Genomic DNA, 25,289 nt, shown 5'->3' with positions numbered 1-25,289 from the left:
CTTCCTGCTCCGTTTCCGAAAAGGGCTTGCTGTACCCTACCCTTTCGGAAACCTTCCCCGAAGCTCCCTTCTTCAAAAACAAAAATTAATTGAAGGAGGGAGCGTTATGAAAAGTCGTCTGTGGTCTTTTTGTCTGGTGCTCTGGTTTGCCGTGTGTGGTGTGTTTCTGGCTTTTTCGGGTGCGCATGCCGAGGAAGCCGCTGAGCTAGGTGAAGTGATAGTAACTGCTACGAGGACTCCTGAACCGGTTGAAAAGATAGCCAGCAGCGTTACCGTTATTACGGCCGAAGAACTCAAAGAGCAAGGAATTGAAAGCCTTGCCGACGCTCTGAGAGAGGCTTTAGGGGTCCAAATTCTTCAAAACGGCTTTGGTGGCACGGCTTCTATATCCGTGCGCGGAGCAGACAACGGGCAGACCGTAGTTTTAATTGACGGAGTGCCTGTTTATGATCCTTCAGGTTTGGGTAAGGGTGACTTTTCCTGGATGCTTCCGCATTTGAGTGTGGACCAGATTGACCGCATAGAAATCGTCCGCGGGCCACAGAGCGTGCTTTACGGCTCAAATGCCATGGCGGGAGCCATAAACATCATCACTAAAAAGGCCCGCCGGTCCGGCGGCGAAGTTTACGGTGAGTACGGCTCTTACACCACTTTTAGGGAAGGGCTATCCCTTTACCGCCTAACGGAAAAGACAGACCTTGCCTTTAGCTTTAGCAAAAAAGATAGCAAGGGTATAAGCAAAACCGTTAGCGAGCCTGACCGTGATGCCTACCACAACGGGAACCTGAATTTAAGTGTTAACCACGCCTTCTCAGAGAAAGTAAAAGGCGGGGCTTCGCTTCTGGTGTCCGCTGCTTCTCACGAACTTGATGATACATGGTCGGGACTGGATAAAAAACAAAACGATCAATTAGGTTTTATAAAATCTTACATTACCTGGAAGACCACCGAAAAATTTAAACAAAACTTTGATCTGGCTTACACCACTAGCAAGAGAAAAATCAATGAAGGCGCAAGAGGTAAGTATAAAGGACGTCTTTTGCGTCTTTCCTGGCAGGGCAATTATCAGGTAAACGAAATAGCCAAGGTGATAGCCGGGCTTGACTGGCAAAAAGAATGGGCAGACATTACTTCTCCGTTTGGAGATTTAGATAAAAGTGCCCACGAGTGGGCCCCTTTTGCCCAGTTAGCCTTTGCCGGAGATAAGTGGGTGGCTAACCTTGGCCTTCGCTATACCAAGCATGAAACCGCAGGAAGCAAGGTAACTTACCGCGTAGCAGGCGCAGTCTTTCCGATTGAAGCGGTGAAAATTCATGCCAGTTACGGCACAGGGTTTCGCACCCCCGGACTTTACCAGCTTTATGACCCCACCTCCGGAAATCAAGATTTAAAGCCTGAAAAATCCTGGGGTTACGACGCCGGGGTTACTTTTTACGCGTGGGACAGAAAAGCAAGCTTTGATGTAACTTATTTTTACAACAAATTTAAGGACAGGCTTTATTTTGATATGACAGACTGGAGATATTACAATGATTCAGGCCACACTAAAACCTACGGCGTTGAATTTAGCGCTACAATTAAACCTATTTCCTGGCTAAGTTTAAAGGGCTCCTACCAGACCCTTTCCGCTAAAGATGACCAAGACAAAAATATTCCCGGCAAACCCCGCCAGAAAGCCAGCTTTGTAGCCACCGTATATTGCCCCGATAACAAAGGGAGTATTTCTTTTAGAGGTCTATATGTAGGCAAATATAAAGACAGTGCCAATAACGAATTAGGTGATTACTTCGTAGCCTATCTTAACGCTCGTGTGAATGTGCGCAAAAATCTTACGCTAACAGGGCGCATTGATAACCTTTTTAACAAAGACTACCAGGAAATTTACGACTACAAGACCCCGGGAAGGAGTGTTTACGTAGGCTTAGAATACAGGTGGTAAAATTCACACCCAATAAATCTCTAATAGACAAGGGCGAACTTTTCGCCCTTGTCTTAAATTTTTATACTAATTTACTTTACTGCTACAGAACGGAGACAAAAAACTTAAGCTTAGCTTCTGTCCATCACGGACTCTTTCTTCCAAAAAGGCTGCCTTTCTTGACTGCCTTATGCGTCAAGAATTGGCAAGAAATACGGAGGGGATGAATGCCTCACGCGGTTAAACTTTTTACTCCCTATGCGGGACTTTCCATTTTTCGCGGAGAAAAAATCATCTACGGCGCCTTTGAAAAACCCCACACGGTTATCTCCACCTGCCGGGTAAACGGCGGTATCCGGGAAGACATAGAATTCGTGGCCAACCACCAGGCCTGTGAGCCAAGGCCCTGCCCGGGCGAAAAACACGGAAAGTGCTTGGCCGTAAAAGACCCCCAGGGCTACCACTGGCTGGTGTGTGAATACCACGGCCTTCCGCCGGAAAAAACAGTTCTTCTAGGCACCGCCGCCAACATGAACCTGGCAGGTTTCAGCAAAGAAAGCTTTGACGTACCTGAAACTAACGAAAAGATCATAGTTTTTTGCGTGGCCACCGCCGGGGTTGAGACCAACGCCGGCCGCGCCGGAGACCCTTCCCAGGTATTTGAATGGAACGGCAAGTTTTTCCCCTTAACTGACCGGGGAACCATAAACATCTTGCTCTTTATTAACCAGGAGCTTGCTCCCTGTGCGCTGGTGCGGGCGGTGATAATGGCCACTGAGGCCAAGACCGCGGTGCTACAGGAACTAAACGTACCCTCACGCTATTCCAAAGGGCTTGCCACCGGCACTGGCACTGACCAGATAGCCATCGCCGCTCTAAAAAACGGGATTCTTCCTCTGCGCGGGGCAGGAAAACACGTAAAGCTTGGAGAGCTCCTGGCCAAAGCGGTTAAGGCCGCCGTGCGCGAGGCCCTGGCTCGCCAGAACAAACGCACCCCGGAGAGCATACGCTACGCCCCAAAGCTTCTTGAACGCTTCGGCCTTGGCGAAGAGGCCTTCTTTGAAAAGATAAAGGCCATTTTGCCTGAGCCTTACCATACCTGGCTTCACCGCAACCGCTACGCGGTACTTTCAGATACGGGGTTTCTTTCCGCGGTGCTCGCCTTCGTGCATCTTCTTGACCAGCACGCCTGGGGTGTGATTCCAGAAGATAACCGCGAGGCCTTGCTTCAGCAGGGAGCCCTCGTGGCCGTGGCTCTTTCGGGAAAAGACGAAAAATTCGCCGAGTTTAAGGAAAAGCTTTCTGCCTACATTGAGCCGGAAAAGATTTTGCTATCAGCCGTAGCCTTTGGCTTTCAGGAAAAATGGCAGGTGCCTTACTACGACTATGAAGGAGAGGAAAAGGAGGATTAGATTGGCCAGCTCAAGGATAAATTTCTTTTCGATGTCCTACAAAGTGTATAATTATGAGGAAGTTTTTCCGGTCTATTTCATAGATTATACGATAGTCTCCTACTCGAAATTTTTACAAGCTCTCAAATTTTCCTTTAAGAGGAATAGGCTTTATAAGATCCAAATTTTCGGCAAGCCATTCAATCCTTTTACGAATTCTCTTTTTTATTTCTGGAGGAAGTTTTTTTACCGACTCAAACGCCGTGGGAGTAAATCTGACTTCGTAAAAACTCACTTAAAAACCTCTTCAAAAGATAAAAGCCGGCATTCTTGCTTTTCCTTAAGACTCTGGCGGAGTTTTTCTTCCATCTCCGGTCTTAGCTCAAGCGAAGTCTCGGGATCAAAAAACTCTTCAAGCACTTCCTTTAAGATACGTCTTAAAGTTTCTTCTTCCAGAGAAAAATTTTTCATACCGAGCTCTTTTTCAAAAATTTCTTATAAAGAGTGTAAAAAAACCAAAGAAATATGGCAAGTAATTTAGCAAAAACTAACATTATTCTTTTAGCCTGCTTTATTTTACTAACGGCGGCGGGTTGCTCGCGGGAAAAGCCGGAAATTGAAGCTACCTTTACGCCCTTTGGCCTTGAGGTAAAAGGGGCCGGCTCAATACCTCTTTCTCTTTACGATGAGGCCGGAAGGCTCGTTCTTTCTTACCCTGAGCTTCCGGGGCCAGATGTCTTGCTGGTCTTTCCCTGGGAGACCAAAAAGATTTATGTTTTGAAGGCAGGAGAAGCAAAGATTAGGCTTAAAACGCCTGGGAAAAAGCCCCTGGCCGAACTCCTGGTGCTGGCTCCCCTGGGTTCGCCAGGTGAGCGCTTCATCATTTATCCGGAAACGCCTCTTAAGGCGAGCTTTGTGGTTTCAACCAGGACGCCCTGCCCTGAAATCGGCCTTATGTTTACCGCCTACCGGGACCTGACGGTAAACCTTGCCAAAGAAAACATAGCTATCAAAGAAGGCGAAAGGAAACTACTCCGTAAAAAGCTCTGTCTGCCAGAAGGAAAGCCCTTAAGTCTTAACGTGCGGGTGGAAAATACTCCTCTTAATCTTAAATTTAAACGCCGCTATGTTGACCTTCACGGCAAAATAAAAATTCTTGCCTGGCACTTTCCTACTGACGAATCAGGACTGGCTATAAGACATCGCCGCGAAGGGGTGCTGGTTATCCCAAACCCGCTTTTTGAAAGAATCGGATATCTGCTGGGCATAAAAGAAAGGGGGTATTCAAGGTATTTGCCCTTTGCCTACCAAACGGTGGTGCTCAAAAATGAAAGCCCGGTACCGGTAAACCTATTGGTCAAGGCGGACTTCTTTTATCCTCAAACCGAAGAGATGGCCAAAGGGTTTTACCCGCCCGAGTTTGGCGCTGAAGGCCACGTAAAAGAGCCCCTGGCGCTAGCGTATCTTCCGCCTCAGGGGACAGGCAAAGTTGTGCTCCCGGTATTTGCCGAAATCCCGCCCGGTGAATACCTGGCAAGGATTGAGGTTTATCCCCTTGGCGAAAAAGAGCCGGTACTGGTAAAAGAGCGCCTGATAGGCGTAACCCAGGGGAAGCCCTGGCTTGCGACAAGCCTTTTCGTGATACTCTTTTGCGGGTTTACCGTAAGCGCCGGTTTTCTCGTGGCTCACCGGCAGGTGTTAAGGCGTTTTCGGGTGCGCGAGCTCTGCCTCATCGCTTTGAGTGGGGCCGTAGCCTTTGGCCTTGACTTCCTTGGAGGGCTCATCTCAAACCTTTTTTACGCCCTGCTTGGCCCCTTTAATGTGCTGGTAGGCGGGCTTATTACCGAAATTACCCACTACGCGGTGTTTACCGCCATTTTTGTGCTGATGCCAAAGCCCGGGTTCGTAACTCTTTCGTATCTCATCAACTACCTGATGGGGCTTTTGCTTTACGGCGGCATGCGAGCCACCGACCCTTTTTTCGTGGGGGCAAACATCTTTTTTATGGAGGCCTCGCTCTTATTGCTCCTCGTTTATCGGAACCCGATAGGCTTCCGCCTGGTGCTGGCCCTGGCTCTGGCTGACGCCGTTCAGACCTTTTCTTCTCTGGTGCTCCACATGACTTTTTACCGTCTCTATTTTCCCGGATGGTACATCCTGCTAAGCGTGGTGGTAAAAGGCTTTTTATACACTTTAATCGGGGCCTTAATAGGCCTCAAAATAGGTAAACTCCTGCGAGAGATGGAAAGATGAAAATTTTAGTTTCTAAACGGGAGAGAATAATGATTAAGAGAATTATCTTTTTAAGAGTTTTTCGTAATCGTCGTGAGTTCCAATCCAAACCCAAATGTATTCATTTCCGTCTTTTATGGCTAAAGCTCTGTAAAAATCAGTTATCCTTACAGACCAAAAATTTCCAACTTTCTTAAAATGGAGTGAAGGATGATGAGGATTTTGTTTGAGCAAATCAAACTAAGCTTTTGCTTTTTGTTTTACATGATCAGGAAGGGCTTCAAAATGTTTCCAAAATCTAGAGGTAGTTTTGTGCACTATAGGTCTTTTAATTTTCCTTTCTGCTTTTCTTCGAGAGCCTCTTTTATCAAAAAATCCAGGAGGCCCTTTTTAGAATCTTCCTCAATTTCTTTATCCCACTTTTCCCAGTCTCTTTCTAAAATCCAATTTCTTAACTTAACAAATTCCTTTTCGGGTAACTTTTTAATTATTGATTTGACGTCTTCCGCGGTTATCATCGCACCTCCCCAGCCGTCAAAAAGTATAAAAATAATAAAAGAAGTATATAACTTTGGAAAACAGTTAGAATTTAATTTTACCAGGATCTACCCTGTAAGGAAACTGTCTGACAGATGATAGGCGAATTAAAAGATAACATATTTAAATTTAAGAAGGAGTTCAAACGCATAAAAAACTTCAGGATAGAAAACTGGTGCCGAGATGATAGTTCGCGTTAAAGACCTTAGCTACCGCTACCCCGGGGCCGAAAGGCCGGCCCTTTCAGGCGTGACCTTTGAGGTTAAAAAGGGTGAGCTGTTTCTCCTGGCCGGCGAGACGGGCTCGGGCAAAAGCACGCTCATTTCCGTGCTCTGCGGGCTTATACCAGGTGAAGCCGGCGGTGAATTTTCAGGCCAGGTAGAAGTCCTTGGGCACAGGTGGCCGGTGCCTCCAGAGGCCCTTTATCCTGAAGTAAGCGTTGTATTTCAAAGTCCGGCTGAGCAACTTATTGCGGACAAAGTCTTTTCCGAAGTGGCCTTTGGCCTTGAAAACCTAGAGTTTTCTCCAGAAAAAATTAAAGAAAAAGTAGCTAAAGCCCTTGAAAGTGTTGGCCTCTTCGGTTTTGAAGATAGAGAACTTTCAACCCTTTCAGGGGGCGAGCGTCAGCGCGTGGCCATCGCCGCCGCCCTTGCGCCAGAGCCTAAACTCCTTCTCCTTGATGAACCTCTGGCCCAGCTTGACCCTAAAGCGGCGCAAAGTATTATGGCCCTTTTGCAGAAAATAGTCGCCAGGGGGATTACGGTGATCCTTGCCGAACACCGGCTAAACTTTGCTCTACCGGCTGTTAATCGGCTGTGTTTTCTGGAAAAGGGAAAAGTCAAGTTTCTCGGAAAAACCAAAGATTTTAAACCACCTGAAAGAAAACTTAAAACTTTTAAACCCCAAAAAATCGGAAGCCCCCTTCTTGAAGTAAAAGAACTCTATTTCGGTTATCCCCAAAGACCACTTATTTTTAGCGGATTAAACTTTACCTTTTACGAGGGCGAGAGAGTGGCCCTTCTTGGGCCAAATGGCTCTGGCAAGAGCACCTTTTTACATCTTCTGGCCGGGCTCCTTAAGCCCGTAAAAGGAAAAATAATTTACCGCGGAAAGCCAGAGCGAGAGCGTCTTTTGGTTTCCCTTCTCCTTCAGGATCCTGATCTCATGCTCATAAAAGAACGGGTGCGGGCCGAGCTTGCCTTTGCCCCACAAAATCTAGGGCTTTCATGGAAAATTACGGAAAAGCGCCTTGACGAAACAGCCAGAAGGTTAAACATTTCTGCCCTGCTTGATCGGGTGCCATTTTCCCTCTCAAGGGGCCAGCGCTTACGAGTGGCGCTAGGGAGCCTTTTAACCGGGGAACCGAAAATTCTTTTACTTGATGAGCCTACTACCGCCCAGGATTTTGAAAACGCCAGCCGGCTCCTAGAAGACCTACAGGCGGAACTCGTTATCTTTTCCACTCACGACGAGGATTTAGCCAGAACTCTTGCCTCGCGAATTCTTCGTTTTAAAGAAGGGAAAATAAAGGAGGAAAGGCCTTGAGGGCGCTTCACCCCTACACCAAGTTTAGCCTGGTTTTCGTAATTTCAGGGCTGGCGGTGCTTCTTGACCATCCGCTGGCTTTAGCGGCACTCGCGGGCCTGGCCACTTTCGTTTTTCTTGCCTCGCGGCCGAGCAAAGCCTGGCTTAAAGGCTACCTAGTTATCGTGGCCACTACCGTCTGGGGCATTATGCTTAGCCAGGGCCTTTTTTACCAGGGTTTTCCGCGCACTATTCTTTTCTGCCTCCTTCCGCCAAGTGATACCTTCTCCGGGCTCTGTTTTATTAGGGAAGGATTTCACTACGGGCTGGTGCAGTCTTTGCGTATGGTGGCCGGGCTTTCGGCCGGAGCTTATCTCGTAAACTCTACTTCTACAAAAATGCTCTTTCGCACGGTCTCCGCCCTACCCTTTCCACGCGGCTTGAGCCTTCTGGCCGCGGCGGCGGTGCGATTTTTACCTAAAGTAGCCCAGGATCTTCACCTGGTGCGCCAAAGCCTTCGCCTTCGTGGCTACCGGCCTTTTAAACGCGGGCTTATTTACACCGTTCGCACTGAACTTGCGGTGATTTACCCGCTTCTTACCCGCGCGGTAAGAGACTCGCGTTCAGTTGCTGATACTCTACTCACCAGGGGTTTTGACCCTCTTTTTTCCGCCAGGTATCGCTTTATGCCCCCCTGGCCCTGGGCGGAAAAGCTAGCTACGATTATCATATTCGTGTTACTATTTGCTCTATTACTAGCTAAAATTCTTTTTTGGGCTTATCTGCAAGGAGTATTTTATGAGGAAAACCTTAGGCCTCTTTACGCTCTGGTGCGCAATTATCTTTAGCGTTGGAACAAATATTTCCCAAGCCGAAAGGCTCAAGGCCTTTGGTCTTAAGTTAGCCTGGGAAAAAGATCTTGAAGACGTTAGCTTTTACGCCCTTTCTGGCCATACGCCCGGAGCGCACCCTGCGTTTTCTCCCGACGGGAAATACCTCGCCCTTGGCACTTTTAAAGGACATCTTTTTCTATTTGAGGCGGGGACAGGCAAACTCATCTGGCAAAAACGCATTCCTGAAGGCATGGTTAAACGGGTAGCCTTTTCTCCAGATAGTCAAGTGCTTTACTACGGCACCCAGTCTCCTGAAGGTGAAGTTTGTGCGGTAAAAACTGCTAGCGGAGAAAAACTCTGGTGTTTCAGGACAGCCAGAGAACTTGAGCGAGGTGAGCCTCCTCCACCAGGAGACATTTACGGCATTTACCGTTTGCCGGGCATTTATCGGCTGATCGTGCTCCCCTGTGAAGATCTGATCGTGCTTGCTATTCATTCCTGGCCTGACGCCAAAAAACAGAAATGGCGAAGGCTCTCACGGATTTACCGCTTAAGCCCTTACGGCCAGGTGCGCTGGGCTTATCCCAAAGAAGGCCCGGCCCCCCTCTCTTTGATTTACGCCGATACTGACGAACAAGGCCAAAAAGTGGCTCTGGTTAGCCTTATGCCCTCTGAAGGAGACGACTTAAAATTAGCCCCCCCACCCCAGAGTTTTATTTTGCTTGACGGACTCAAGGGCCAGGAACTCATGGTTTATCAGCTTACGCCTCTTAAGCCCTACTTTAAAAGGGTCTCGGCCTGGGAATCGGTGGCGGTTTCTCCTGATGGGCGCTACGGTGCCCTTGGCGTTAGCGATGGAAGGCTTTTTATCTTTGATTTGAGGGACAGGCAAATTAAAACCTGCCTTTCGCTGGCCACGCCTATCCTGATTGGCAAGCTTCCTGTCTCAGCCACTTTGAGCTACGGTATTTTTGACAAAAATGGCGTGTTTTATATCATCTCCGGCGAAAGCACCCTGCCCTTTGGCCTGCCCCTTGAGGTGGATAAACCTGCTGGCCCGCATCCGGCCGCCCGCACCGTCTTTGCCATTGACCCTGAAAAGGGAAAAATACTCTGGCGCTTTGCTTCGCCTTTCAAACTCCAGGGAGTAGCTGTTGACCGGACAGCTAAAACCCTGGCGGTGGCCGTAGCCGCCTTTCGACGAGAAGACACCCGAGTGCGCCAGTTCGGTGTACTCACCTTTGACCTGAAAAGCCCTGGCGGCGGGTATAAAAAACTTTCAGGCTATTTCCCTACATCAGGAAATGTATTTTTTCACCTGGCGGTTTCGCCAGACGGAAACCTCGTGGCTATCGTGGAAAGCCCCTGGGCAGACCAGTACGGCCGGCTCTTTGGCCAACATCGCCTGTTGGTGTTACAAAAGGTGTCAGAGTCTAAAAAGTTGGCTGTGCGGGCCGATTCTTACCAGAATAAGTTCGTCGGAGGTCAAAAATGAAGCTCTTTTATTTGGCTTTTATCGGTTTAACAGCTAGCGTTACCCAGGCCCTGGCCTTTGAAATCCCTAAAGACACGGCCAAGATCGTTTTTTACAACCAAAAAGGAAGCCCTATTCTTTCTCTTGAAGACAAAAACCACGACGGCCACTTTGAGAAAAAAATAGTCTTTAAAAAAGGCCTGCCTTACAAAGTTTTGCTTGACAAAAACAAAAATAATGTGCCGGAGAAAATAGCGGTTTTAGACCCGCAAGGCCAGGTAAAAGAACTTATTTTTGACCGCAATGAAGACCGCCGGCCTGACAAGTGGCAAATTTACAATAAAGGCCGTCTCACCGAGGCAGAAGAAGACCGCAATTTTGACGGTAAAAAAGACCTTATTTCCTTCTTTGACACGAACGGAAAAATAAAAAAAATTCTCCGTGACGACGACTACGATGGCTTCTTTGAAATAGAAGAAGTTTTTAAAGGAAAGATCCGCGAAGTCCTTATTAAATCCCCCAAAAATAAGGCCGTAAAAGAAAAGTTAGTCTATGACGGAAAACAACTTACCAGTCGATTGATAGACAAAGACCTTGACGGCCACTTTGAGCTTGAAGAAAGATTTAACCAAAAGGGCCAAAAGTTTCTCCTCATAAGCCGTGAGGGCAAAAAAGTAAAAGTCTTCTGCTTTGACGAAGAAGAAAAGCCCCGGCTTGCCTTTGTTGACCAAGATAAAGACGGCCTCTTTAAGAAAGAGTATTCTTACACGGAAAAGGCTTGGAAAGACATAAACCCTATAAACCTTGAGGCCGTAATCAATATTTGTGAAAGCAAAAAAAATGGAAAGTAACACTGGCAAAATAAACTACCCGTTTTCGGCCATTGTAGGCCAGGAAGAGGCCAAGTTGGCCCTTATGCTTTGCGCCATCACCAGAGATGTGCGCGGCGTTCTTCTAACCGGTGAAAAAGGGACAGGCAAATCAACTATGGCAAGGGCGCTGGCCGCGCTTCTTCCTCCTGTTAACGAGAGACCGGCTCCATTTGTTAATCTTCCCTTAAATACCACTGAAGACGCCCTAATAGGCCACATTGACCTTGAAAAAACTTTATACAAAGGCAAGCCCGTCTTCACGCCCGGTTTGCTGGCCAGGGCACACCAGGGAGTGCTCTATATTGATGAAGTCAACCTCCTTCCTGAGCACCTCACCTCTTTCCTGCTTGACGCCGCTGAAAGCGGCTATCTGGTAATTGAAAGAGAAGGCTTCTCTTACGAAATGCCGACTGAGTTCATTCTGATTGGTTCCATGAACCCGGAAGAAGGAAGCCTTTCTCCTCAATTTCTTGATCGCTTTGGCCTAGCGGTAGAGGTCTCGGCGGAAAAAGAACCTCACCTTCGCACGGAAATAGTCAAAAGAAGGCTCCTCTTTGAGAAAGATCCTATTGGTTTTTGCTCTCAGTTTGAAAGAGCCGAAAAAGAACTTAAAAGCCGCCTCATAAAGGCTCGGAGTTTATACCCTGAAGTACATCTTCCTTCTCGTTTAAAGGTTTTGATAGCTGAACTTACGAGAGAAGCCTTAGTTCAAGGGCACCGGGCAGACTTGGTTCTGGCTTCGGCTACGAAAGCCCACGCCGCCTATCACGAAAGAGAAGAGGCAACCCTTGAAGACCTTGAGGCCGTAGCGGAAATGGTCCTCCGCCATCGGCGAAGAAAAAAACCACCTAGGGCCTCTCATAAACCAAAAGAGAAGCCCGAAGAAAAACAAGAACCCAAAGAGCCGCCCAAACCGAGCCAAGAAAAATCGAAAACGCAAAAACCCGACCCAGAAACCTTGAAAGGCCAGGAAGAAAAAGAAGAGCCTTCTCACGACTCGCAGAATAAATCACAACCAAAAACACCCGAAGAAATTGAACCAAGCGAAGGCAAAGACCAGGTTTACGAAATAGGCGATATCTTTAAAGTGCGCTCGTTAGAAATAAAAATGCGCTATCAGTTTCGCGGGAAAAGCGGCCGACGCTCTTCTTCTAAAGGGAGCCGTGGGCGTTTCATAAGAGCCATTCCTCCAAAAGGTAAAGTAAGGGATGTAGCGGTTTCCGCTACCTTAAAGGCCGCCGCTCCTTACCAGCGCCTGCGCGGCGCTGGCCCTGGCCGGGGTTTTATCGTCAAGCCCCAGGACTTGAGGGAAAAATTAAGACGGGCCAAAACTGGGCATCTTCTTATCTTTTGCGTGGATGCTTCAGGCTCCATGGCCGCCGAAGCCCGCATGCGGGAGACCAAAGGCGCCATCATGAGCCTTCTTTTAAATGCTTACCAGAAACGTGACCAGGTGGCCATGATAACCTTCAGGGGCAAAGAGGCAAGGCTTGTGCTTCCGCCCACAAGCTCGGTTGAGCTGGCCGGGAAATTCCTGCGCGACTTACCCGTTGGAGGCTCAACCCCGCTTTCAGCGGCCCTGTCCCTGTTAAACAGGTTACTTCACCAGAAGACCTCTAGAGAACCTGACAAACCCATAAGCGTGTTTCTTATAACCGACGGCAGAGGAAATGTGGCCTTGGGAGAAGAAAGCCCACAGGAAGAGATAAAACGCCTGGCCACCACTCTGACTCATCACTTTCCACAGGTGTCTTTCGTGGTTATTGATACGGAAACCGGCCAGATAAAGCTTGAAATGGCCAAGGAGTTGGCGAGTATGCTTAACGCCCGTTACTTCACACCAGAAGCCCTTAAGGCCGACCGCCTGGCCGCCATTGCCCGGGAAATTTTACCAAAGGAGAATACGAAATGAGAAAAATTTACCCTTTCTCAGCCATTGTGGGGCAGGACGAGATGAAGCTTGCCCTCATTCTCAATGTTATAGACCCGTCCATCGGCGGAGTGCTTATCAGGGGAGAAAAAGGGACAGGCAAATCAACCATCGTGCGCTCGCTCGCTGACATCTTGCCAGAAATAGAAGTGGTAGAGGGCTGTCCCTATTCCTGCGACCCGGAGAGCCCTGCTGAACTTTGCCCGGAGTGCCAGAAAAGCCTTGAAGAAGGCCCTCTTCCCCGGGTAAAACGAAAAGTCCGGGTGGTTGACCTGCCTCTTTCAGCCACTGAAGATCGCCTGGTAGGCACTCTTGACATAGAACGCGCCCTTAAAACCGGTGAAAAGCACTTTGAGCCAGGGATTCTTGCGGCCGCTCATCGGGGTATCCTTTACGTGGACGAAATAAATCTCCTTGAAGACCACCTGGTTGACCTTTTGCTTGACGCCGCCGCCATGGGTGTAAACTTCGTGGAACGGGAAGGAATAAGCTTTTCTCACCCGGCGAGGTTCGTGCTGGTGGGGACCATGAACCCGGAAGAAGGGGAACTTAGGCCCCAACTCCTTGACCGCTTTGGCCTCTGCGTCCAGGTAGAGGGCATAAAAGACCCTAAAGAAAGGGTGCTCGTAATAGAAAGACGCATGGCTTTTGAGAAAGACCCTGAAGGCTTTAGCCGCAAGTTTGCCGAGGAAAATAAAAAGCTAGCAGAGCGTATAGTTGAAGCCCAAAATCTTCTTAATGAAGTAGAAATCTCAGAAGAAGTTCTTTACCAGGTAGCCAAAAAACTTATCACCATTGGCGTGGACGGCCATCGTGGAGACTTAACCGTAGTAAAAACCGCCCGGGCCCACGCCGCCTTTTGCGGAAGAAAAGCAATCACCGATGAAGACCTAAAAGTGGCCGAGGCCCTGGCCCTACCTCATCGGCTACGGCGAAGACCATTTGAAGAAATAGCCTTTTAAACCCAAAAATACTTGAGGGACTGAGAAATGGAAAGTTTACTTGCTCTATTAGCTAAAGGTGGAATTGTTATCTGGCCTATTATTTTTTGTTCGGTGCTGGGGCTTGCCATCGTTTGTGAGCGCCTCTATTATTTCCGCAAGCTAAAACAAGTACTCCCAAGCCCGAAAGACCTTGAAAAACAAAGTCTAGAAGATCTGGCTTCGTACTCAGGGCCGGTAGGCGAGATGGCCCAGGAAATCCTTCCGGTTTGCTGTGGGGATAGGGAATTTCTCGAGTCTATTATTGACCACTGTATAAGTGGAGAAGTAAACCGAGCCTCTCGTTATTTATCTCTTCTGGCCACTCTGGCTAATATTGCACCCCTTTTAGGGCTTCTTGGTACGGTTCTCGGGCTTATTAAGGCCTTCCGAGTGGTAGAAGAGGTAGGTAGTCAGGTAGATGCCTCTATGCTTGCCGGTGGCATCTGGGAAGCCATGTTAACCACAGCTGTAGGGCTTTCTGTAGCCATCCCCTTGATTGTGGCTCATCGTTTTTTGTCATCCTGGGTTAACAGATACGAAGAAAACCTTTACCAGCTGGCCTTAGTACTTCTAAAGAAGGCTTATAGAGGGGAATATGCGTAAAAAAAGACGCCGCCAGGACGAAAACTTAGAAATACCCATGACCCCTATAATAGACATTGTTTTTTTACTTTTGATTTACTTTTTACTTACGAGCCAGCTGGTAAAACAAAAAATATTGAAAGTAAATTTACCGAAAAGCGAAACAGCCATTGCTGCTCAACAGGAAGAAACCGTAACTATCGGCATCACTAAAGACGGCGCCTTCTTTTTAAACGGGAAACAGATGGATTTGCCCCGTCTCAAAGAAGAACTTAAAAAATTGGCCGTTTCAGGAGGAGTTAAAAAAGTTTACGTTGAAGCTGATAAAGACACAAGAGCCCAACTTTTAATAGACGCCATGGATGCCGCTCGCAAGGCCGGTCTTAAACAAATCCTTTTAAAGACTAAAAGTCGTTGATATGGCATTTAATGTGCGCGAATCTAATCTGGCTATGTTTTTACTAGTTTCTTTGGTCATTCACGGCCTTTTATTTTGGCTAGCCACCAGGTTAAAGTTAGAAAATACTATCACTCCAGCCACTGAAATTCCCATTGAACTTGTAGCTGAGGAGGAAGAATCTCCCCCACCTCCTGCACCCAATTTGCCCCAGTTAACCGAGCCTTCCGAAGTAAATCCTCTCAAAATAACCCCTGAAAAAATAGACATCTCTGCAGAAAAGCCAATCAAAATAGCCCAGGTAAACCCTATCTGGCAGGAAATAAATATTCCTGAAAGACAAGATTTACCTAAAATTTCAAGCCCTGAAGTGCCGGTTTTGCCAGAAGCTACTTCACTTAAACCTAAAAGAGCTAAAAAGCAATTTAAAGAATACTTTGCCAAAGTGAGACGCCTTATTGCCGCTAATAAATATTATCCGCTAAGCGCTAGAATGGCAGGTTATACCGGGAGAATAGGCGTTTCTTTCGTGGTTGACGCTCAGGGTCGGGTTAGCGAAATCACAATTGAAAAGCCTTCTCAATACGAAATCTTAAACCAGGCGGCGGTGAAAACTATTAAACGGGCCGCCCCCTTCCCTCCACCTCCTAGGGGGTTGAATCCTCCCCTTAGACTAAAAGTAACTATTAAATATCAACTAGACTGAAAATATGGTCAAATAGTATTACCTGTCCTTTTTCGAGCGAACCCTGCTTCAAAATACAACCAGCTGGCATTTATAAGCGCCCCTCCCATGAAGGCATATAAAACAATCATTTCTGGCGAAGGTAAGGGGTGTTTACGCAAAAAAATTCCCATAGACATCATCATGGCTACTAAAAGATAACTGCGCCAGGGTTGAAAGGCAAAGAAGCAAAGATGAGAATGATCTTTATTGTCAAGTCTCTTTATGTTTTTTAAAGCAATTTTACCCATAAAACGCCTTCCCAAAAAACAAGAGGCTATGAAGGTTGCCACCCATAGAACCCAGTAAAGAATGTTATGAGCTTGGTGAACAAAGAAAAAAGAGCGCACTATCAAAATAGAGCCTACAGCCAACCAAACTACTCCTGAAACGAAATAAAGCCAAACTTTTGGAACTCTAGGCTTAATTGACATAAGCACCTACCTTTTCTAGATAAAACTTTAAAAGAAAAGGCGCCACAAAGGTGGTAAAAGTCACTACTTTAACCGTTATTAGTATAAAGGGATAAATCAAAAAGTCCACTTATACGGCCAAATTTAGCAAAAATAATTCCAACTTCCACGAGGAATCATAGCTATACCTAATAATATGAAAATCTTGTAACAGTTTGTAACAGTTAGTTAACAATGAAGGGACAGGCAAAATTTTTTTAGCTCTCCCAAATACGTTCCGATAAGAGGGACAGGCAAAGAAAAAATTTAGGAGGTCTCTTATGCCACGCATCCCACGTTTTTTCATGAATGATCCACGAGCCGCTTATCATGTAATCTCCCGCACGGCCTTGCCCGGCCACGATGTCCTCGGCGATGAAGAAAAAGAACACTTACTCCATCTTATTAGTTGGCTCTCGCAGGTCTATTTCGTCGAAGTTTATGGCTTCGCCATTATGGGTAACCATTTCCATCTCCTCTGCCGCATGCTCCCTGAAGACCAGTTCTCTGACGAAGAAGTAAAACGCCGCATTCGCCTCTACTACGGCGAGAAACGCAAAATTTTCTTCTACGAAGAGGTGCTCAAAAAATGGCGGAAAAGGCTTGGAAATCTTTCTCGATACGTCCAGGACATCAAACAGCGCTTTTCACGCTGGTATAACAAGCGCGTTGACCGCAAGGGCTATTTCTGGGCTGACAGGTTCAAGTCCGTCATCATTGAGACAGGCGAGACTCTACTTAATTGTCTGGCTTACATAGAGTTAAACCCGGTGCGGGCAGGAATTGTAGAAAAGCCAGAAGACTATCGCTGGTGCTCGCTGGGATACAGAGCAAAAAAAGGGACAGGCAAAACTTTTTTGACGCTTGATATCGGCCTTCCGTCCTATGCTAACAAATCAGAAAAAGAGCGCTTCAGGCTTTATCGGAAATTTGTTTACGGCAAAGGTGGGCTTGACGAGCCGGAAAGAGGGACAGCGGAAAGAGGGACAGGCAAAATCTTCCGGCAAAGAGTCAGTTCTTTTACAGAAGGTCTAGCAATAGGGAGCAAAGGTTTTGTAGAAAGTGCGGCCTTAAAGTTAAAGAGATTTCTCGGGATCAAAAGAAAACGAAAAAGTAAAAAAACAAAGTATTGGGTAGATATGACTTTTATCTAACTTTAATTTAACTCTTCCACTCTTCCTTCACACGGGCTATAAGTTTTTCCAAGTAAGGCCTTTCTTTTTCAGTACATAGGCCGAAGAGCGGCTCTCCCTGCTCTACCATCTGGCCGCGGCTAAAAAACACCCGAAAAACCACCATGGGCGGCCCTTCGTGGAGAATAGGAGTCTCTCTTTTCATGAAATACATAATGGCAAGCTCGTCACCGGGTTTTACCACCACCCGACCTTCGCCCTCTTTTTCAATCCTTTGGGCAAGTTCCGGGCTGATAAAATAGCGGGCTTTTTCAGGGGCCTTTACAATGTGTAAGGCTTCACGCAAAATCTCAGCGATAATTTCTTTCTGGCTTAAAGGATGCTTTATTTCCAAAACAGGCTCAAAGGCCTCAACGAATTTCCCCTGAAGATCCTGATTTATTTTAGAGACCACCCCACTAACCTTGGCTCTAATGGTCTTGGGGTTTCTTTCGCGTTCAAGCACAAAAAGCGGAGTCCCCGGCTTTTCAAGCCATTTACCAGAAGAGCCTTTGACTTCGTCTCCCTCTTTGACCAGAAATTCACGAATATAGCCAGTGTGCGGAGCCCCTACCACAAAAACTCGGTAAGGATTAGCCTTAAAAGACCTTAAAAGTTCGTCTATTTTACGATTATCAAGTGCCATAAGCCCTAACGATAATAGAGATTTTTACCTCCCATGGTAAGGAGGGCCTCGTAAAGTTTTTTGCGTATTTCTCGTCTATCCCAGATCCCCTGGATATGGCCACGGCGCAAAGCATTTTCCGCACTGTGGTAATCTGGAGGAATATCTTCACCCGTAGTTTCTCTGATTACTCGTGGGCCGGCAAAACCAAGCCTAGTGGACTTTATGGCAAATTGATAAGGCGAGCAACCAAGAAAGCTCGCCACCGGCCCTGCGTAAGAATTATTATCATAGACCACGAGATATAGGCCACCTTCGTCTATGTATTCACGCACCGCCAAGGTACAGCGTGGCATCTGAATAACCCCAAGGGTTCCCTCGTGAATCCTGATACCACCGGTAGTGTGAATAAAGGCCAGAAACGGCCGCTTGGTTATGCGAGCCCGATCACAGGCCTGGATAAACTTTTCTCCTTCGGCTACCCCTACCGTGCCCTGACGGAAATCAGCAATAAGCATGGCCACTATGAGTGAAATGCCACCTATTTTAGCCTGAAAGGTTATCATAGCTGAATTGCGGCCGGTTTTCTTACGAGCTTGGGCCAACTTTTTATCAAAGCCTTCAAAGCCAAGTGGATTAGGAGAAGCAATATCGGCGTTAAATTCTTTGATGCTATTGGCGTCAAAGACGTTACTCAAGTACCATTGATACTCAAGGGGAAAGTGATAGCCACAGGTGGGGCATACACCACAGAATTCACCGTAAAGGTCAGGTACCCAGATATCCGGGCAACCAAATTTTTCGGCATTCGGACAGGTAACCGTGCGGTCTTCAAGGGCTAGAGGGCTCACGTATAACTCTGAGACGTCTTCAATAACCTGCTCTTCTACCACCGGCTTGGCCCGACCACGACGGCCTTTAGTGCCAAGAAGATCATAGGCGCTCTTTAAGGGCTCTGTTAGCTGTTTTAAAAAGGCAAAGCCTTCACCAGAGATATCTTCCATTACCCGCTGAATCATCTTCTGACTTTGTTTCAGAAAGCCGTAACGAAGATCGTGATAAACGCGAAGCCCGAGATCCTGGCTTTTTTGCATATAGCTTTTTAAGGGTGATTTCTTAAGCCCCAGGACATGCCTACTTATCTCGCGATATTTTTTAGAACGCAGGTCAAGGAGCTTTTCTACTTCTACGTCTGAAAGTTCCCAGCGTACATAGACATCAAACTCATCAGGTGGATTTTCCTCTTCGCTTTTGCGCTTAAGGGCATAGCTGCGAAAAGCCTTGAGGCTTTTTGTACGCAAAACCGCCTCATCAGTGGCCCTTATCATCTCGTAACGCAGGCGCTTAAAAAACTGATAGTCATTCCGCCTGGCCCCAAGGGGTGGTTCAGGAACAATGCGGTCAATAGTGCCCAGGCGCAGGTTGTCCTTGGCTGTAATCTTTAGCTGGCGGGCACAGAATTCTACCAGGTCTCGCGGCGGTCTCTGGCCTTCTTTGAGTTTGCCTTCAATGGCCGCCGCGCCCTCAGGGCTTATCACTGAGTAATATCCATAAGCCGCCATAAGGCGCACATCAGCAAGGGCTATGGCCTCAGCCCCTCCAGAACCGCCTTCAGAAATAAAGGCCACCGTAGGAACCTTAAGTTTGCTCATAAAATAAAGATTTCTCGCTATCTGCTGGGCCGCTCCAGGATAGTCTTCAATAGGAAAGGCCCCTGGCGTGAACACATAGAAGTGAATAGGAATGCCTTCGGTCTCAGCCACACGCATATAACGAAGGGCCTTTTCGTTTCCCCAGGGTTTGGCACTTCCGCCATTGCGGAATTCTTCTCCGTGGCCCTTTTCGTGCCCGATGACAATTACCTGATGCATGTAAATCTTGTCTCCCACGCGGCGAGAAATCATGGCCCGGGCACAAATTACCGCCGGATCAACGTTAATCTCACCTTCACCACCAAGCTCAGTGAAAGAGTCGTAAACGTTTTCCAGTATATCCAGCAGGGTAAAGCGCTGGGGGTTCCTGACAATTTTAACAGTTTCATACGGAGTAAGGGTCTTGTCTGCCTGTTCTTCAAGAAGAGTCAAACGATTGTCAATAGCCTCAAGCCTTGCCTGACACTTTTTTTCCGCTATTTGATAAAAGTTCTCTTTGAGACTATTGAGCTCAGAAAGTATAGCCGGAAGGCCTTCCCAGTCCTCACCTTTTATGTCCTGGAGGTAAGTTACGCGATTTATTAGGTCGTTTAAATAACGATGTAATTCTCTCATAGAAACTTCAAAATCTGTGGTAATTTTTCTTTTAGATACGGCACGTTAGTGGCCAAGGGCTCTCCCTGGGCAGTCTCTCCTTCAATAATTAAAGAATTAAGAAAATCAAAGCCGCGCTCCATGGCTTGAGGAGTATCCTTTCCCCAGATGATACCCAATGCCAGATTCGGGTCAAACTCCGTTGGAATACGATAAGGCTCATCTTGGGGCACGTGGGTGCGCACTCGCAGCCACTCACGCTCAGGATATTCAAACCTGGTAATAGTGCCAGAAAGGGGCTTAAAACCCCGCTTCACGTCTTCGGCAATCAAGCGAAATTCAATGCTTGTGCCTTCAAAAGAGATGTCCTTTTGTTTATAACCAAGCTTTTCACCAAAGGCCGCTCGGATTTGCTCCATTAAAAGATTAGGCTCTTTGCCTTTTATGCGGCTTATACGGGCTGAAATTTCGTTTTCTACCTGGATGCGGGTATTTACTTCCATAAAGTAGTGCTTACCATCGCGGGTAACCAGCCACTCCCAGGTGCCAACGCTATCATAACCCACATGCGCTGCAAGCTTAAGGGAATGATTAACAATGCTTTCAAGCACCTTTTCCGCGTCAAAGGGGTAGTCAGTGTAGGCTGGATCAAAGCCAGGAGCTACTTCTATACGCTTCTGACGGTGCACCTGAATAGTGCAATTTCTGGTACCAAAGTGGACTAGCTCACCAAATTGATTACCAAGCACCTGAAGCTCAATATGATGAAAATCCCTGATAAAGACCTCAATAAGGACGCCATCGTCTCCAAAAAGCCTCTTGGCGTAGGCACGGATACGCCGAAAAACCGGACGCACCATATCAAGGTTATCAACCTCTTCAATGCCCATACCGCCACCACCGGCGGCGGCCTTAATCAAGATACGCGGCTCAAAACCCTGCTCTTCCTGCCAGAGGAAAAGCTCTTCAGCCTTGGCCTCAGCTTCTATTTCGTTATAGACGGGATTAATAGTCCCCGGGATTACCGGAACGCCTATTTCATTGGCCACCTGCTTGGCCATGAGCTTATGACCAAGATCGCGAATTACCTCCCAACGCGGGCCAATAAAAATAAGGGGGTTATTGCGCTTCACTACCCGGCGGGCAAAACGGAAATCTTCAGAAAAAAAGCCGTATCCCGGATGAATGGCCGTACACTTGGCCTCATCAGCCACGGCCAAAATGTCATTGGCATCTCGATAACTGGAAATACGAAAACAGGGCTTCCCTTTAGCTTTAGGAAGCTTCACGTGAAGGCTTTGTTCGTCTCCAGGTGCATAGACCGCAACATAATCTATGCCCAGGGCCTCACAGGCCTCCATTATGCGCAGGGCTATTTCCCCCCTATTGGCTATAAGGACTCGTTCTTTCATACTTATGATTCAAAGGGATTCCTTAACACAATGGTTTGGTTACGTGATGGCCCCACAGAGACTATGTTTACAGGAACCCCGGTAAATTCCTCAATGAATTTTAGATAGTTTTTACAGTTTTCTGGTAAATCTTCAAGCCTTTTTATGGCGGAAATATCCTCTTGCCAACCAGGCAGTTCTTCATAAATAGGCTTTAAGTTAGAAAATACTTTAATATTTCCCGGGATATTATCCAGGCGCTCGCCTTCATATTCGTAAGCCACACAAACCTTTAGAGGATCAAGGCCTGAGAGGACATCAAGTTTGGTTATAGTGAGGGAAGAAAGGCCGTTTAACCTTACGGCCTCTTTAAGGATTACTCCGTCAAGCCAGCCACAACGCCTGGGACGCCCAGTGGTAGAACCATACTCCCCGCCGCGTTCGCGCAAATGAAGCCCGATATCATCTGAGAGTTCCGTAGGAAATGGCCCGCCACCTACGCGGGTTGTGTAAGCCTTACAAATCCCCATTACCTCGTCAATGGTGGTAGGACCAACTCCTGCCCCGTGGCAGGCCCCGCCAGCCACGGTGTTAGAAGAGGTAACAAAGGGATACGTGCCGTGATCAATATCAAGCTGGGTACCCTGTGCGCCTTCAAAAAGGATTCTGGCCCCTTGCTTGCGGGCTTTTTCAAGCTCAACGGCTACATTGGTTACATAAGGGGCAAGCCTTTCCCCCATACGCAAATAGCTTTCAAAAATCTCTTCAAAAGATAAGGCCTCGGCACCAAGATATTTTTCAAGATAAAAATTCTTCTCTTCCAGGGTTTCCGAAAGCTTGGCGCGGAAAAGATCCTGATCCAGAATATCGCCAATTTTTATGCCCCTACGGCCAATTTTATCTTCGTAGCAAGGGCCTATGCCACGGCCGGTAGTGCCGATTTTGGTTTTTCCAGCCTTGGCCTCACGGGCAAGATCAATGGCCTTGTGATAAGGCATGATGAGATGGGCCCGCTCACTGATTAAAAGTTTTCCCGGCTCAACAGAAACGCCCTTGCTGGTCAGATTATCAATCTCCTGAAGCAGTACCGAAGGGTCTATTACTACGCCGTTTCCAATGAGGCACTTTTTGCTTTCGTGAAATATGCCAGAGGGAATGAGATGGAGAATGAACTTATGACCATCAAACATGATGGTATGGCCAGCGTTGTTTCCACCCTGAAAACGAACGATAACATCGGCATAAGCCGTAAGTAAATCGACTATTTTTCCTTTACCTTCATCACCCCACTGGGTTCCCACGATAATGACCGAGGCCATGGCACAATCCTCCTATTATACATTCCAGCGGTGGAAAATACTTAAGACCTGACAAAAAGTCAAATTTAAAAAACTAAGGGATTTCCCCGTGCCTTTTGTTTTTTTCAAGGGGAAAATATTAATCCGAGCGTTTTTTACACGACAAAATATTGCCGCTGACATAATTGCTAAAGCAAAGTAACCTTCGCTGTCACTGCGAGGCCTCGTTAGAGGCCGAAGCAGTCTCAGGGATTGCTTCGCTTCGCTCGCAATGACTCAATTGTTGTCTGTTTAGTGATCCCATTGATACATTACCGAATTAAAGCCATTGTTTAAAAAAACTATCGTTTTTCACGAAAAATTACCTTAACCGGGCTCTTGTCAAAGCCAAGTTTTTCCCGCAGGCGGTTTTTTAGATAGCGTTCAAAGCTTTTTGGGATCTCGTCAGGATAATTGGTAAAAACTACAAAAGTAGGCGGGCGGGTTTCCACCTGGGTTCCGTAGTAAAACTTAATACGTTTTCCTGTGCTCGCGTAAATAGAGTGATCCTGGGTTATTTCTTCTAAGGCTTTATTCACCGTCCAGGTAGGCACGCGGGTGGAATATTGCTTATAGATCTCGTCAACTATGGGGAGAATTTCTTTTACTCGGCGGCCGGTCTTTGCCGAAACCGTAAGAATCGGCGCCCAGGGCACAAACCTTGCGCCATAGCGTATCTGCTGCATAAGCACGTTGGCCTCTTCCCTTTTGCCGTCAAGGAGATCCCACTTGTTCACCACGATAAGGCAGCCTTTGTGGTTCTTGTCTATCTGCGAAAGAATCTTCTGGTCTTGATCGGTTATACCTTCCTCAGCGGTTAACACCATAAGGGCTATGTCAGCTCGCCTTAAGGCTTCAAGGGCCTTATCCACACTGAATTTTTCTACCCGCTCTTTGATACGTGGGCGCCTCCTAATACCAGCGGTGTCAATGAGCAAATACTTGCGGCCGTCAGGCAACTCAAGAAGAGTATCAACACTATCGCGCGTGGTGCCAGGCACATCAGAGACAATCATACGCTCTTCCCCGAGCAGGCGATTCACCAGAGAGCTCTTACCCACATTGGGCCGGCCAAGCACGGCTAGCTTGACGATTTCTTCTTCCAGGTCTTCTTCCTCGGTTTCCTCTGGTAAATATTTGGCCATAACTTCTTCCAGTTCATCCAGGTTGCGCTTATGCTTGGCCGAAATACCCACTACTTCGTCAAAACCCAGGGCGTAAAAGTCAGAAAGGACCTGGTCAAGGCGAGGGCCATCAAGCTTGTTCACCAGCACGATGACTGGTTTTTCTAGTTTATGAAGAAAAGAGGCTAGCTCTTCGTCAACCGGGGTAATTCCAGCCTGGCCATCTACCACAAAAAGAATAAGATCCGCCTCTTTTAAGGCCTTTTTCGCCTGGGCAAAAATTTCTCTGGCAAATTGGTCTTCATCTCCTGGAAGCAAACCACCGGTGTCAATTAAGGTTACTTTGCGATCAGCAATCTCGGCCTGGGCGTAAACTCTATCTCTGGTAACGCCAGGGGACCTTTCCACCAGGGCCTTCCTTGTTTTAGAAAGGGTGTTGAATAACGTAGATTTTCCCACGTTTGGCCGGCCTACAATGGCTATGCGAAACGGTTTCCTACTCATTTTTTACTCCTTTATGTTTTCTTTATTTTTCAAGCTCGCTATAATGCGAACCATGGAAAAGAAGATAAGCTTTCCTCTAAAAGATAAAAGGGTCTTAGAAGAACTTCACGCCGGAGATTTTGTCACCATTAACGGCACACTCCTTGCCGCTAGAGACCAAACCCACCGTAAGTTATTAGAGCTCCTTGAAAAAGGGAAGCCTCTTCCGGTGGCTCTCGCCGGTCAATGTATATACTACGTTGGGCCAACCCCTGCTCCACCAGGAAAGCCTATTGGCTCTGCCGGGCCCACCACTTCGTACCGCATGGATGCTTACACCCCTGCCCTGCTCGCTCAGGGAGTTTGTGCCACCATTGGCAAAGGCAAACGCTCCCGAGAAGTGAGAGAAGCGTTACTTAAACACAAAGCCATCTACCTGGCAACCTTTGGCGGAGCCGGAGCTTATCTTTCAAAATGCATAAAAGAAGTGCGCCCCCTTGCCTTTGAAGAACTTGGGCCTGAGGCCCTTCTGGAACTCAGGGTAGAAAATTTCCCCGCCGTAGTCATAAATGATCTCCACGGCCGTGATTTTTATGAAGAAAGTCAGGAAGAATGGGCTAAAATCCTTGCGGGAGAAAGGTCATGATAATTAAAACTTACGAAATCAACATTAAAACTCAAGGATTTTGCGATATACACGACTTAACGCCCTTGGCCCAAAAATTCGTTGAAGAGGCAGGGTTAACCGAGGGTCAGCTTCTGGTGCATGTGCCAGGCTCAACCGCCGGAGTGACCACCATTGAATACGAGCCCGGTGTTTTAAGCGACCTTTGCCGGGCCCTTGAAAAAATCGCCCCGCAAGACATCCCTTACGAGCACGATAAGGCCTGGGGAGACGGAAACGGATTTTCCCACGTAAGGGCGGCCATTATGAAACCAAGTCTTACGGTGCCGGTAGCCGAAGCGCGTCTTCTCCTTGGCACCTGGCAGCAAATCGTTCTCCTTGATTTTGACAACAGGCCCCGTAATCGCCGCCTAATTTTTCAAATAATGGGGAGGTAA

25 protein-coding genes and 1 pseudogene are annotated in these 25,289 nt (G+C 47.4%); 15 read left to right on the top strand and 11 right to left on the bottom strand.

The annotated features are described in order from the left end of the window. Nucleotides 1-106 precede the first annotated feature (106 nt). Together THEIN_RS10250 and THEIN_RS10245 are read left to right on the top strand one after the other, a co-directional pair. The gene (locus THEIN_RS10250) at nt 107-1,939 is read left to right on the top strand and encodes a TonB-dependent receptor plug domain-containing protein (protein WP_013908599.1); all 1,833 of its coding nucleotides are present in this window, start codon (nt 107-109) and stop codon (nt 1,937-1,939) included. A gap of 206 nt (nt 1,940-2,145) precedes the next feature. Further along, complete coding sequence (locus THEIN_RS10245; protein ID WP_013908598.1) at nt 2,146-3,330, top strand: adenosylcobinamide amidohydrolase; 1,185 nt, start codon at nt 2,146-2,148, stop codon at nt 3,328-3,330. A gap of 10 nt (nt 3,331-3,340) precedes the next feature. Here THEIN_RS10245 and THEIN_RS12570 read toward each other — a convergent pair. From THEIN_RS12570 to THEIN_RS10240, 3 genes and pseudogenes are all read right to left on the bottom strand, one after another. Further along, nucleotides 3,341-3,430 (bottom strand): annotated as a pseudogene (locus THEIN_RS12570) (type II toxin-antitoxin system RelE family toxin); the annotation flags it as partial. A gap of 12 nt (nt 3,431-3,442) precedes the next feature. Continuing rightward, entirely contained in the window at nt 3,443-3,604 is a 162-nt protein-coding gene (locus THEIN_RS12255; RefSeq protein ID WP_217125046.1) for a type II toxin-antitoxin system RelE family toxin, read from the bottom strand. After that, complete coding sequence (locus THEIN_RS10240; protein ID WP_013908597.1) at nt 3,601-3,780, bottom strand: hypothetical protein; 180 nt, start codon at nt 3,778-3,780, stop codon at nt 3,601-3,603. The genes THEIN_RS12255 and THEIN_RS10240 overlap by 4 nt, the downstream gene beginning before the upstream one ends. 54 nt (nt 3,781-3,834) lie before the next feature. On the opposite strand from THEIN_RS10240, the gene THEIN_RS10235 reads away from it, so the two are divergent. Continuing rightward, nucleotides 3,835-5,562 carry a hypothetical protein gene (locus THEIN_RS10235; RefSeq protein ID WP_013908596.1) on the top strand — a complete coding sequence of 576 codons (1,728 nt, stop codon included), beginning with the start codon at nt 3,835-3,837 and terminating at the stop codon, nt 5,560-5,562. A gap of 42 nt (nt 5,563-5,604) precedes the next feature. Here the strand turns inward: THEIN_RS10235 and THEIN_RS12565 are convergent, their stop codons facing one another. Beyond that, entirely contained in the window at nt 5,605-5,775 is a 171-nt protein-coding gene (locus THEIN_RS12565) for a ParE family toxin-like protein (protein WP_425358411.1), read from the bottom strand. Between the two features lie 83 nt (nt 5,776-5,858). Next, nucleotides 5,859-6,059, bottom strand: coding sequence for a hypothetical protein (locus THEIN_RS10225; RefSeq protein ID WP_013908595.1), 201 nt, complete (start codon nt 6,057-6,059; stop codon nt 5,859-5,861). 202 nt (nt 6,060-6,261) lie between these two features. On the opposite strand from THEIN_RS10225, the gene THEIN_RS10220 reads away from it, so the two are divergent. Genes THEIN_RS10220 through THEIN_RS10180 form a run of 9 tightly spaced genes read left to right on the top strand, consistent with a single transcriptional unit; the run spans nt 6,262 to nt 15,379 of the window. Next, entirely contained in the window at nt 6,262-7,623 is a 1,362-nt protein-coding gene (locus THEIN_RS10220) for an ABC transporter ATP-binding protein (RefSeq protein WP_013908594.1), read from the top strand. After that, on the top strand, nt 7,620-8,450 hold the full coding sequence (locus THEIN_RS10215; protein WP_013908593.1) for an energy-coupling factor transporter transmembrane component T family protein: 831 nt from the start codon (nt 7,620-7,622) through the stop codon (nt 8,448-8,450). The genes THEIN_RS10220 and THEIN_RS10215 overlap by 4 nt, the downstream gene beginning before the upstream one ends. Continuing rightward, complete coding sequence (locus THEIN_RS10210) at nt 8,401-9,930, top strand: outer membrane protein assembly factor BamB family protein (protein WP_013908592.1); 1,530 nt, start codon at nt 8,401-8,403, stop codon at nt 9,928-9,930. The genes THEIN_RS10215 and THEIN_RS10210 overlap by 50 nt, the downstream gene beginning before the upstream one ends. Then, nucleotides 9,927-10,760, top strand: coding sequence for a hypothetical protein (locus THEIN_RS10205; protein ID WP_013908591.1), 834 nt, complete (start codon nt 9,927-9,929; stop codon nt 10,758-10,760). Before THEIN_RS10210 ends, THEIN_RS10205 begins: the two co-directional genes overlap by 4 nt. Then, the gene (locus THEIN_RS10200) at nt 10,750-12,693 is read left to right on the top strand and encodes an ATP-binding protein (RefSeq protein WP_013908590.1); all 1,944 of its coding nucleotides are present in this window, start codon (nt 10,750-10,752) and stop codon (nt 12,691-12,693) included. Before THEIN_RS10205 ends, THEIN_RS10200 begins: the two co-directional genes overlap by 11 nt. After that, complete coding sequence (locus THEIN_RS10195) at nt 12,690-13,673, top strand: magnesium chelatase ATPase subunit I (RefSeq protein ID WP_013908589.1); 984 nt, start codon at nt 12,690-12,692, stop codon at nt 13,671-13,673. Before THEIN_RS10200 ends, THEIN_RS10195 begins: the two co-directional genes overlap by 4 nt. A gap of 27 nt (nt 13,674-13,700) precedes the next feature. Continuing rightward, a complete protein-coding gene (locus THEIN_RS10190; protein WP_013908588.1) occupies nt 13,701-14,297 on the top strand; it encodes a MotA/TolQ/ExbB proton channel family protein in 597 nt (198 codons plus the stop codon). Next, entirely contained in the window at nt 14,290-14,694 is a 405-nt protein-coding gene (locus THEIN_RS10185) for an ExbD/TolR family protein (RefSeq protein ID WP_013908587.1), read from the top strand. Before THEIN_RS10190 ends, THEIN_RS10185 begins: the two co-directional genes overlap by 8 nt. Before the next feature lies 1 nt (nt 14,695). Further along, nucleotides 14,696-15,379: an energy transducer TonB gene (locus THEIN_RS10180; RefSeq protein ID WP_013908586.1), complete on the top strand. Its 684-nt coding sequence runs from the start codon at nt 14,696-14,698 to the stop codon at nt 15,377-15,379. A gap of 8 nt (nt 15,380-15,387) precedes the next feature. Here the strand turns inward: THEIN_RS10180 and THEIN_RS10175 are convergent, their stop codons facing one another. Beyond that, nucleotides 15,388-15,831 carry a hypothetical protein gene (locus THEIN_RS10175; RefSeq protein WP_013908585.1) on the bottom strand — a complete coding sequence of 148 codons (444 nt, stop codon included), beginning with the start codon at nt 15,829-15,831 and terminating at the stop codon, nt 15,388-15,390. Between the two features lie 299 nt (nt 15,832-16,130). Between THEIN_RS10175 and THEIN_RS10170 the strand changes: the two genes are divergently transcribed. Continuing rightward, on the top strand, nt 16,131-17,003 hold the full coding sequence (locus THEIN_RS10170) for a transposase (RefSeq protein ID WP_013908584.1): 873 nt from the start codon (nt 16,131-16,133) through the stop codon (nt 17,001-17,003). Between the two features lie 7 nt (nt 17,004-17,010). Here THEIN_RS10170 and THEIN_RS10165 read toward each other — a convergent pair whose 3' ends face one another. The 5 genes from THEIN_RS10165 to der all read right to left on the bottom strand — a co-directional run bounded on the left by THEIN_RS10165 (nt 17,011) and on the right by der (nt 24,248). Then, nucleotides 17,011-17,667: a biotin/lipoyl attachment domain-containing protein gene (locus tag THEIN_RS10165; protein WP_013908583.1), complete on the bottom strand. Its 657-nt coding sequence runs from the start codon at nt 17,665-17,667 to the stop codon at nt 17,011-17,013. Nucleotides 17,668-17,672: 5 nt separating this feature from the next. Then, entirely contained in the window at nt 17,673-19,913 is a 2,241-nt protein-coding gene (locus THEIN_RS10160; protein ID WP_013908582.1) for an acetyl-CoA carboxylase, read from the bottom strand. Continuing rightward, on the bottom strand, nt 19,910-21,304 hold the full coding sequence (locus THEIN_RS10155; RefSeq protein WP_013908581.1) for an ATP-binding protein: 1,395 nt from the start codon (nt 21,302-21,304) through the stop codon (nt 19,910-19,912). The genes THEIN_RS10160 and THEIN_RS10155 overlap by 4 nt, the downstream gene beginning before the upstream one ends. 2 nt (nt 21,305-21,306) lie before the next feature. Beyond that, nucleotides 21,307-22,602: an adenylosuccinate synthase gene (locus THEIN_RS10150; RefSeq protein WP_013908580.1), complete on the bottom strand. Its 1,296-nt coding sequence runs from the start codon at nt 22,600-22,602 to the stop codon at nt 21,307-21,309. Nucleotides 22,603-22,922: 320 nt separating this feature from the next. Then, on the bottom strand, nt 22,923-24,248 hold the full coding sequence (gene der, locus THEIN_RS10145; RefSeq protein WP_013908579.1) for a ribosome biogenesis GTPase Der: 1,326 nt from the start codon (nt 24,246-24,248) through the stop codon (nt 22,923-22,925). Between the two features lie 43 nt (nt 24,249-24,291). Here der and THEIN_RS10140 point away from each other — a divergent pair, with 43 nt between their 5' ends. After that, nucleotides 24,292-24,873 (top strand): FumA C-terminus/TtdB family hydratase beta subunit, encoded by a 582-nt coding sequence (locus tag THEIN_RS10140; protein ID WP_013908578.1) that lies wholly within the window; start codon nt 24,292-24,294, stop codon nt 24,871-24,873. Continuing rightward, nucleotides 24,870-25,289 carry a secondary thiamine-phosphate synthase enzyme YjbQ gene (locus THEIN_RS10135; protein WP_013908577.1) on the top strand — a complete coding sequence of 140 codons (420 nt, stop codon included), beginning with the start codon at nt 24,870-24,872 and terminating at the stop codon, nt 25,287-25,289. The genes THEIN_RS10140 and THEIN_RS10135 overlap by 4 nt, the downstream gene beginning before the upstream one ends.

Origin of the sequence: Thermodesulfatator indicus DSM 15286 (assembly GCF_000217795.1) — a bacterium.
GTDB classification, from domain to species: domain Bacteria; phylum Desulfobacterota; class Thermodesulfobacteria; order Thermodesulfobacteriales; family Thermodesulfatatoraceae; genus Thermodesulfatator; species Thermodesulfatator indicus.
This window is presented reverse-complemented; position numbering and strand designations above follow the sequence as displayed.

Bases quoted from the DNA above. Each gene is read 5' to 3' on its own strand.
- THEIN_RS10170 (WP_013908584.1), top strand. From the start codon at position 16,131: ATGCCACGCATCCCACGTTTTTTCATGAATGATCCACGAGCCGCTTAT.
- THEIN_RS10235 (WP_013908596.1), top strand. From the start codon at position 3,835: ATGGCAAGTAATTTAGCAAAAACTAACATTATTCTTTTAGCCTGCTTT.
- THEIN_RS10195 (WP_013908589.1), top strand. From the start codon at position 12,690: ATGAGAAAAATTTACCCTTTCTCAGCCATTGTGGGGCAGGACGAGATG.
- THEIN_RS10140 (WP_013908578.1), top strand. From the start codon at position 24,292: ATGCGAACCATGGAAAAGAAGATAAGCTTTCCTCTAAAAGATAAAAGG.
- THEIN_RS10150 (WP_013908580.1), bottom strand. From the start codon at position 22,602: ATGGCCTCGGTCATTATCGTGGGAACCCAGTGGGGTGATGAAGGTAAA.
- THEIN_RS10160 (WP_013908582.1), bottom strand. From the start codon at position 19,913: ATGAGAGAATTACATCGTTATTTAAACGACCTAATAAATCGCGTAACT.
- THEIN_RS10135 (WP_013908577.1), top strand. From the start codon at position 24,870: ATGATAATTAAAACTTACGAAATCAACATTAAAACTCAAGGATTTTGC.
- THEIN_RS10165 (WP_013908583.1), bottom strand. From the start codon at position 17,667: ATGGCACTTGATAATCGTAAAATAGACGAACTTTTAAGGTCTTTTAAG.
- THEIN_RS10225 (WP_013908595.1), bottom strand. From the start codon at position 6,059: ATGATAACCGCGGAAGACGTCAAATCAATAATTAAAAAGTTACCCGAA.
- THEIN_RS10245 (WP_013908598.1), top strand. From the start codon at position 2,146: ATGCCTCACGCGGTTAAACTTTTTACTCCCTATGCGGGACTTTCCATT.
- THEIN_RS10185 (WP_013908587.1), top strand. From the start codon at position 14,290: ATGCGTAAAAAAAGACGCCGCCAGGACGAAAACTTAGAAATACCCATG.
- der (WP_013908579.1), bottom strand. From the start codon at position 24,248: ATGAGTAGGAAACCGTTTCGCATAGCCATTGTAGGCCGGCCAAACGTG.
- THEIN_RS10175 (WP_013908585.1), bottom strand. From the start codon at position 15,831: ATGTCAATTAAGCCTAGAGTTCCAAAAGTTTGGCTTTATTTCGTTTCA.
- THEIN_RS10180 (WP_013908586.1), top strand. From the start codon at position 14,696: ATGGCATTTAATGTGCGCGAATCTAATCTGGCTATGTTTTTACTAGTT.
- THEIN_RS10205 (WP_013908591.1), top strand. From the start codon at position 9,927: ATGAAGCTCTTTTATTTGGCTTTTATCGGTTTAACAGCTAGCGTTACC.
- THEIN_RS10190 (WP_013908588.1), top strand. From the start codon at position 13,701: ATGGAAAGTTTACTTGCTCTATTAGCTAAAGGTGGAATTGTTATCTGG.
- THEIN_RS10250 (WP_013908599.1), top strand. From the start codon at position 107: ATGAAAAGTCGTCTGTGGTCTTTTTGTCTGGTGCTCTGGTTTGCCGTG.
- THEIN_RS10220 (WP_013908594.1), top strand. From the start codon at position 6,262: ATGATAGTTCGCGTTAAAGACCTTAGCTACCGCTACCCCGGGGCCGAA.
- THEIN_RS10200 (WP_013908590.1), top strand. From the start codon at position 10,750: ATGGAAAGTAACACTGGCAAAATAAACTACCCGTTTTCGGCCATTGTA.
- THEIN_RS10240 (WP_013908597.1), bottom strand. From the start codon at position 3,780: ATGAAAAATTTTTCTCTGGAAGAAGAAACTTTAAGACGTATCTTAAAG.
- THEIN_RS10210 (WP_013908592.1), top strand. From the start codon at position 8,401: ATGAGGAAAACCTTAGGCCTCTTTACGCTCTGGTGCGCAATTATCTTT.
- THEIN_RS10155 (WP_013908581.1), bottom strand. From the start codon at position 21,304: ATGAAAGAACGAGTCCTTATAGCCAATAGGGGGGAAATAGCCCTGCGC.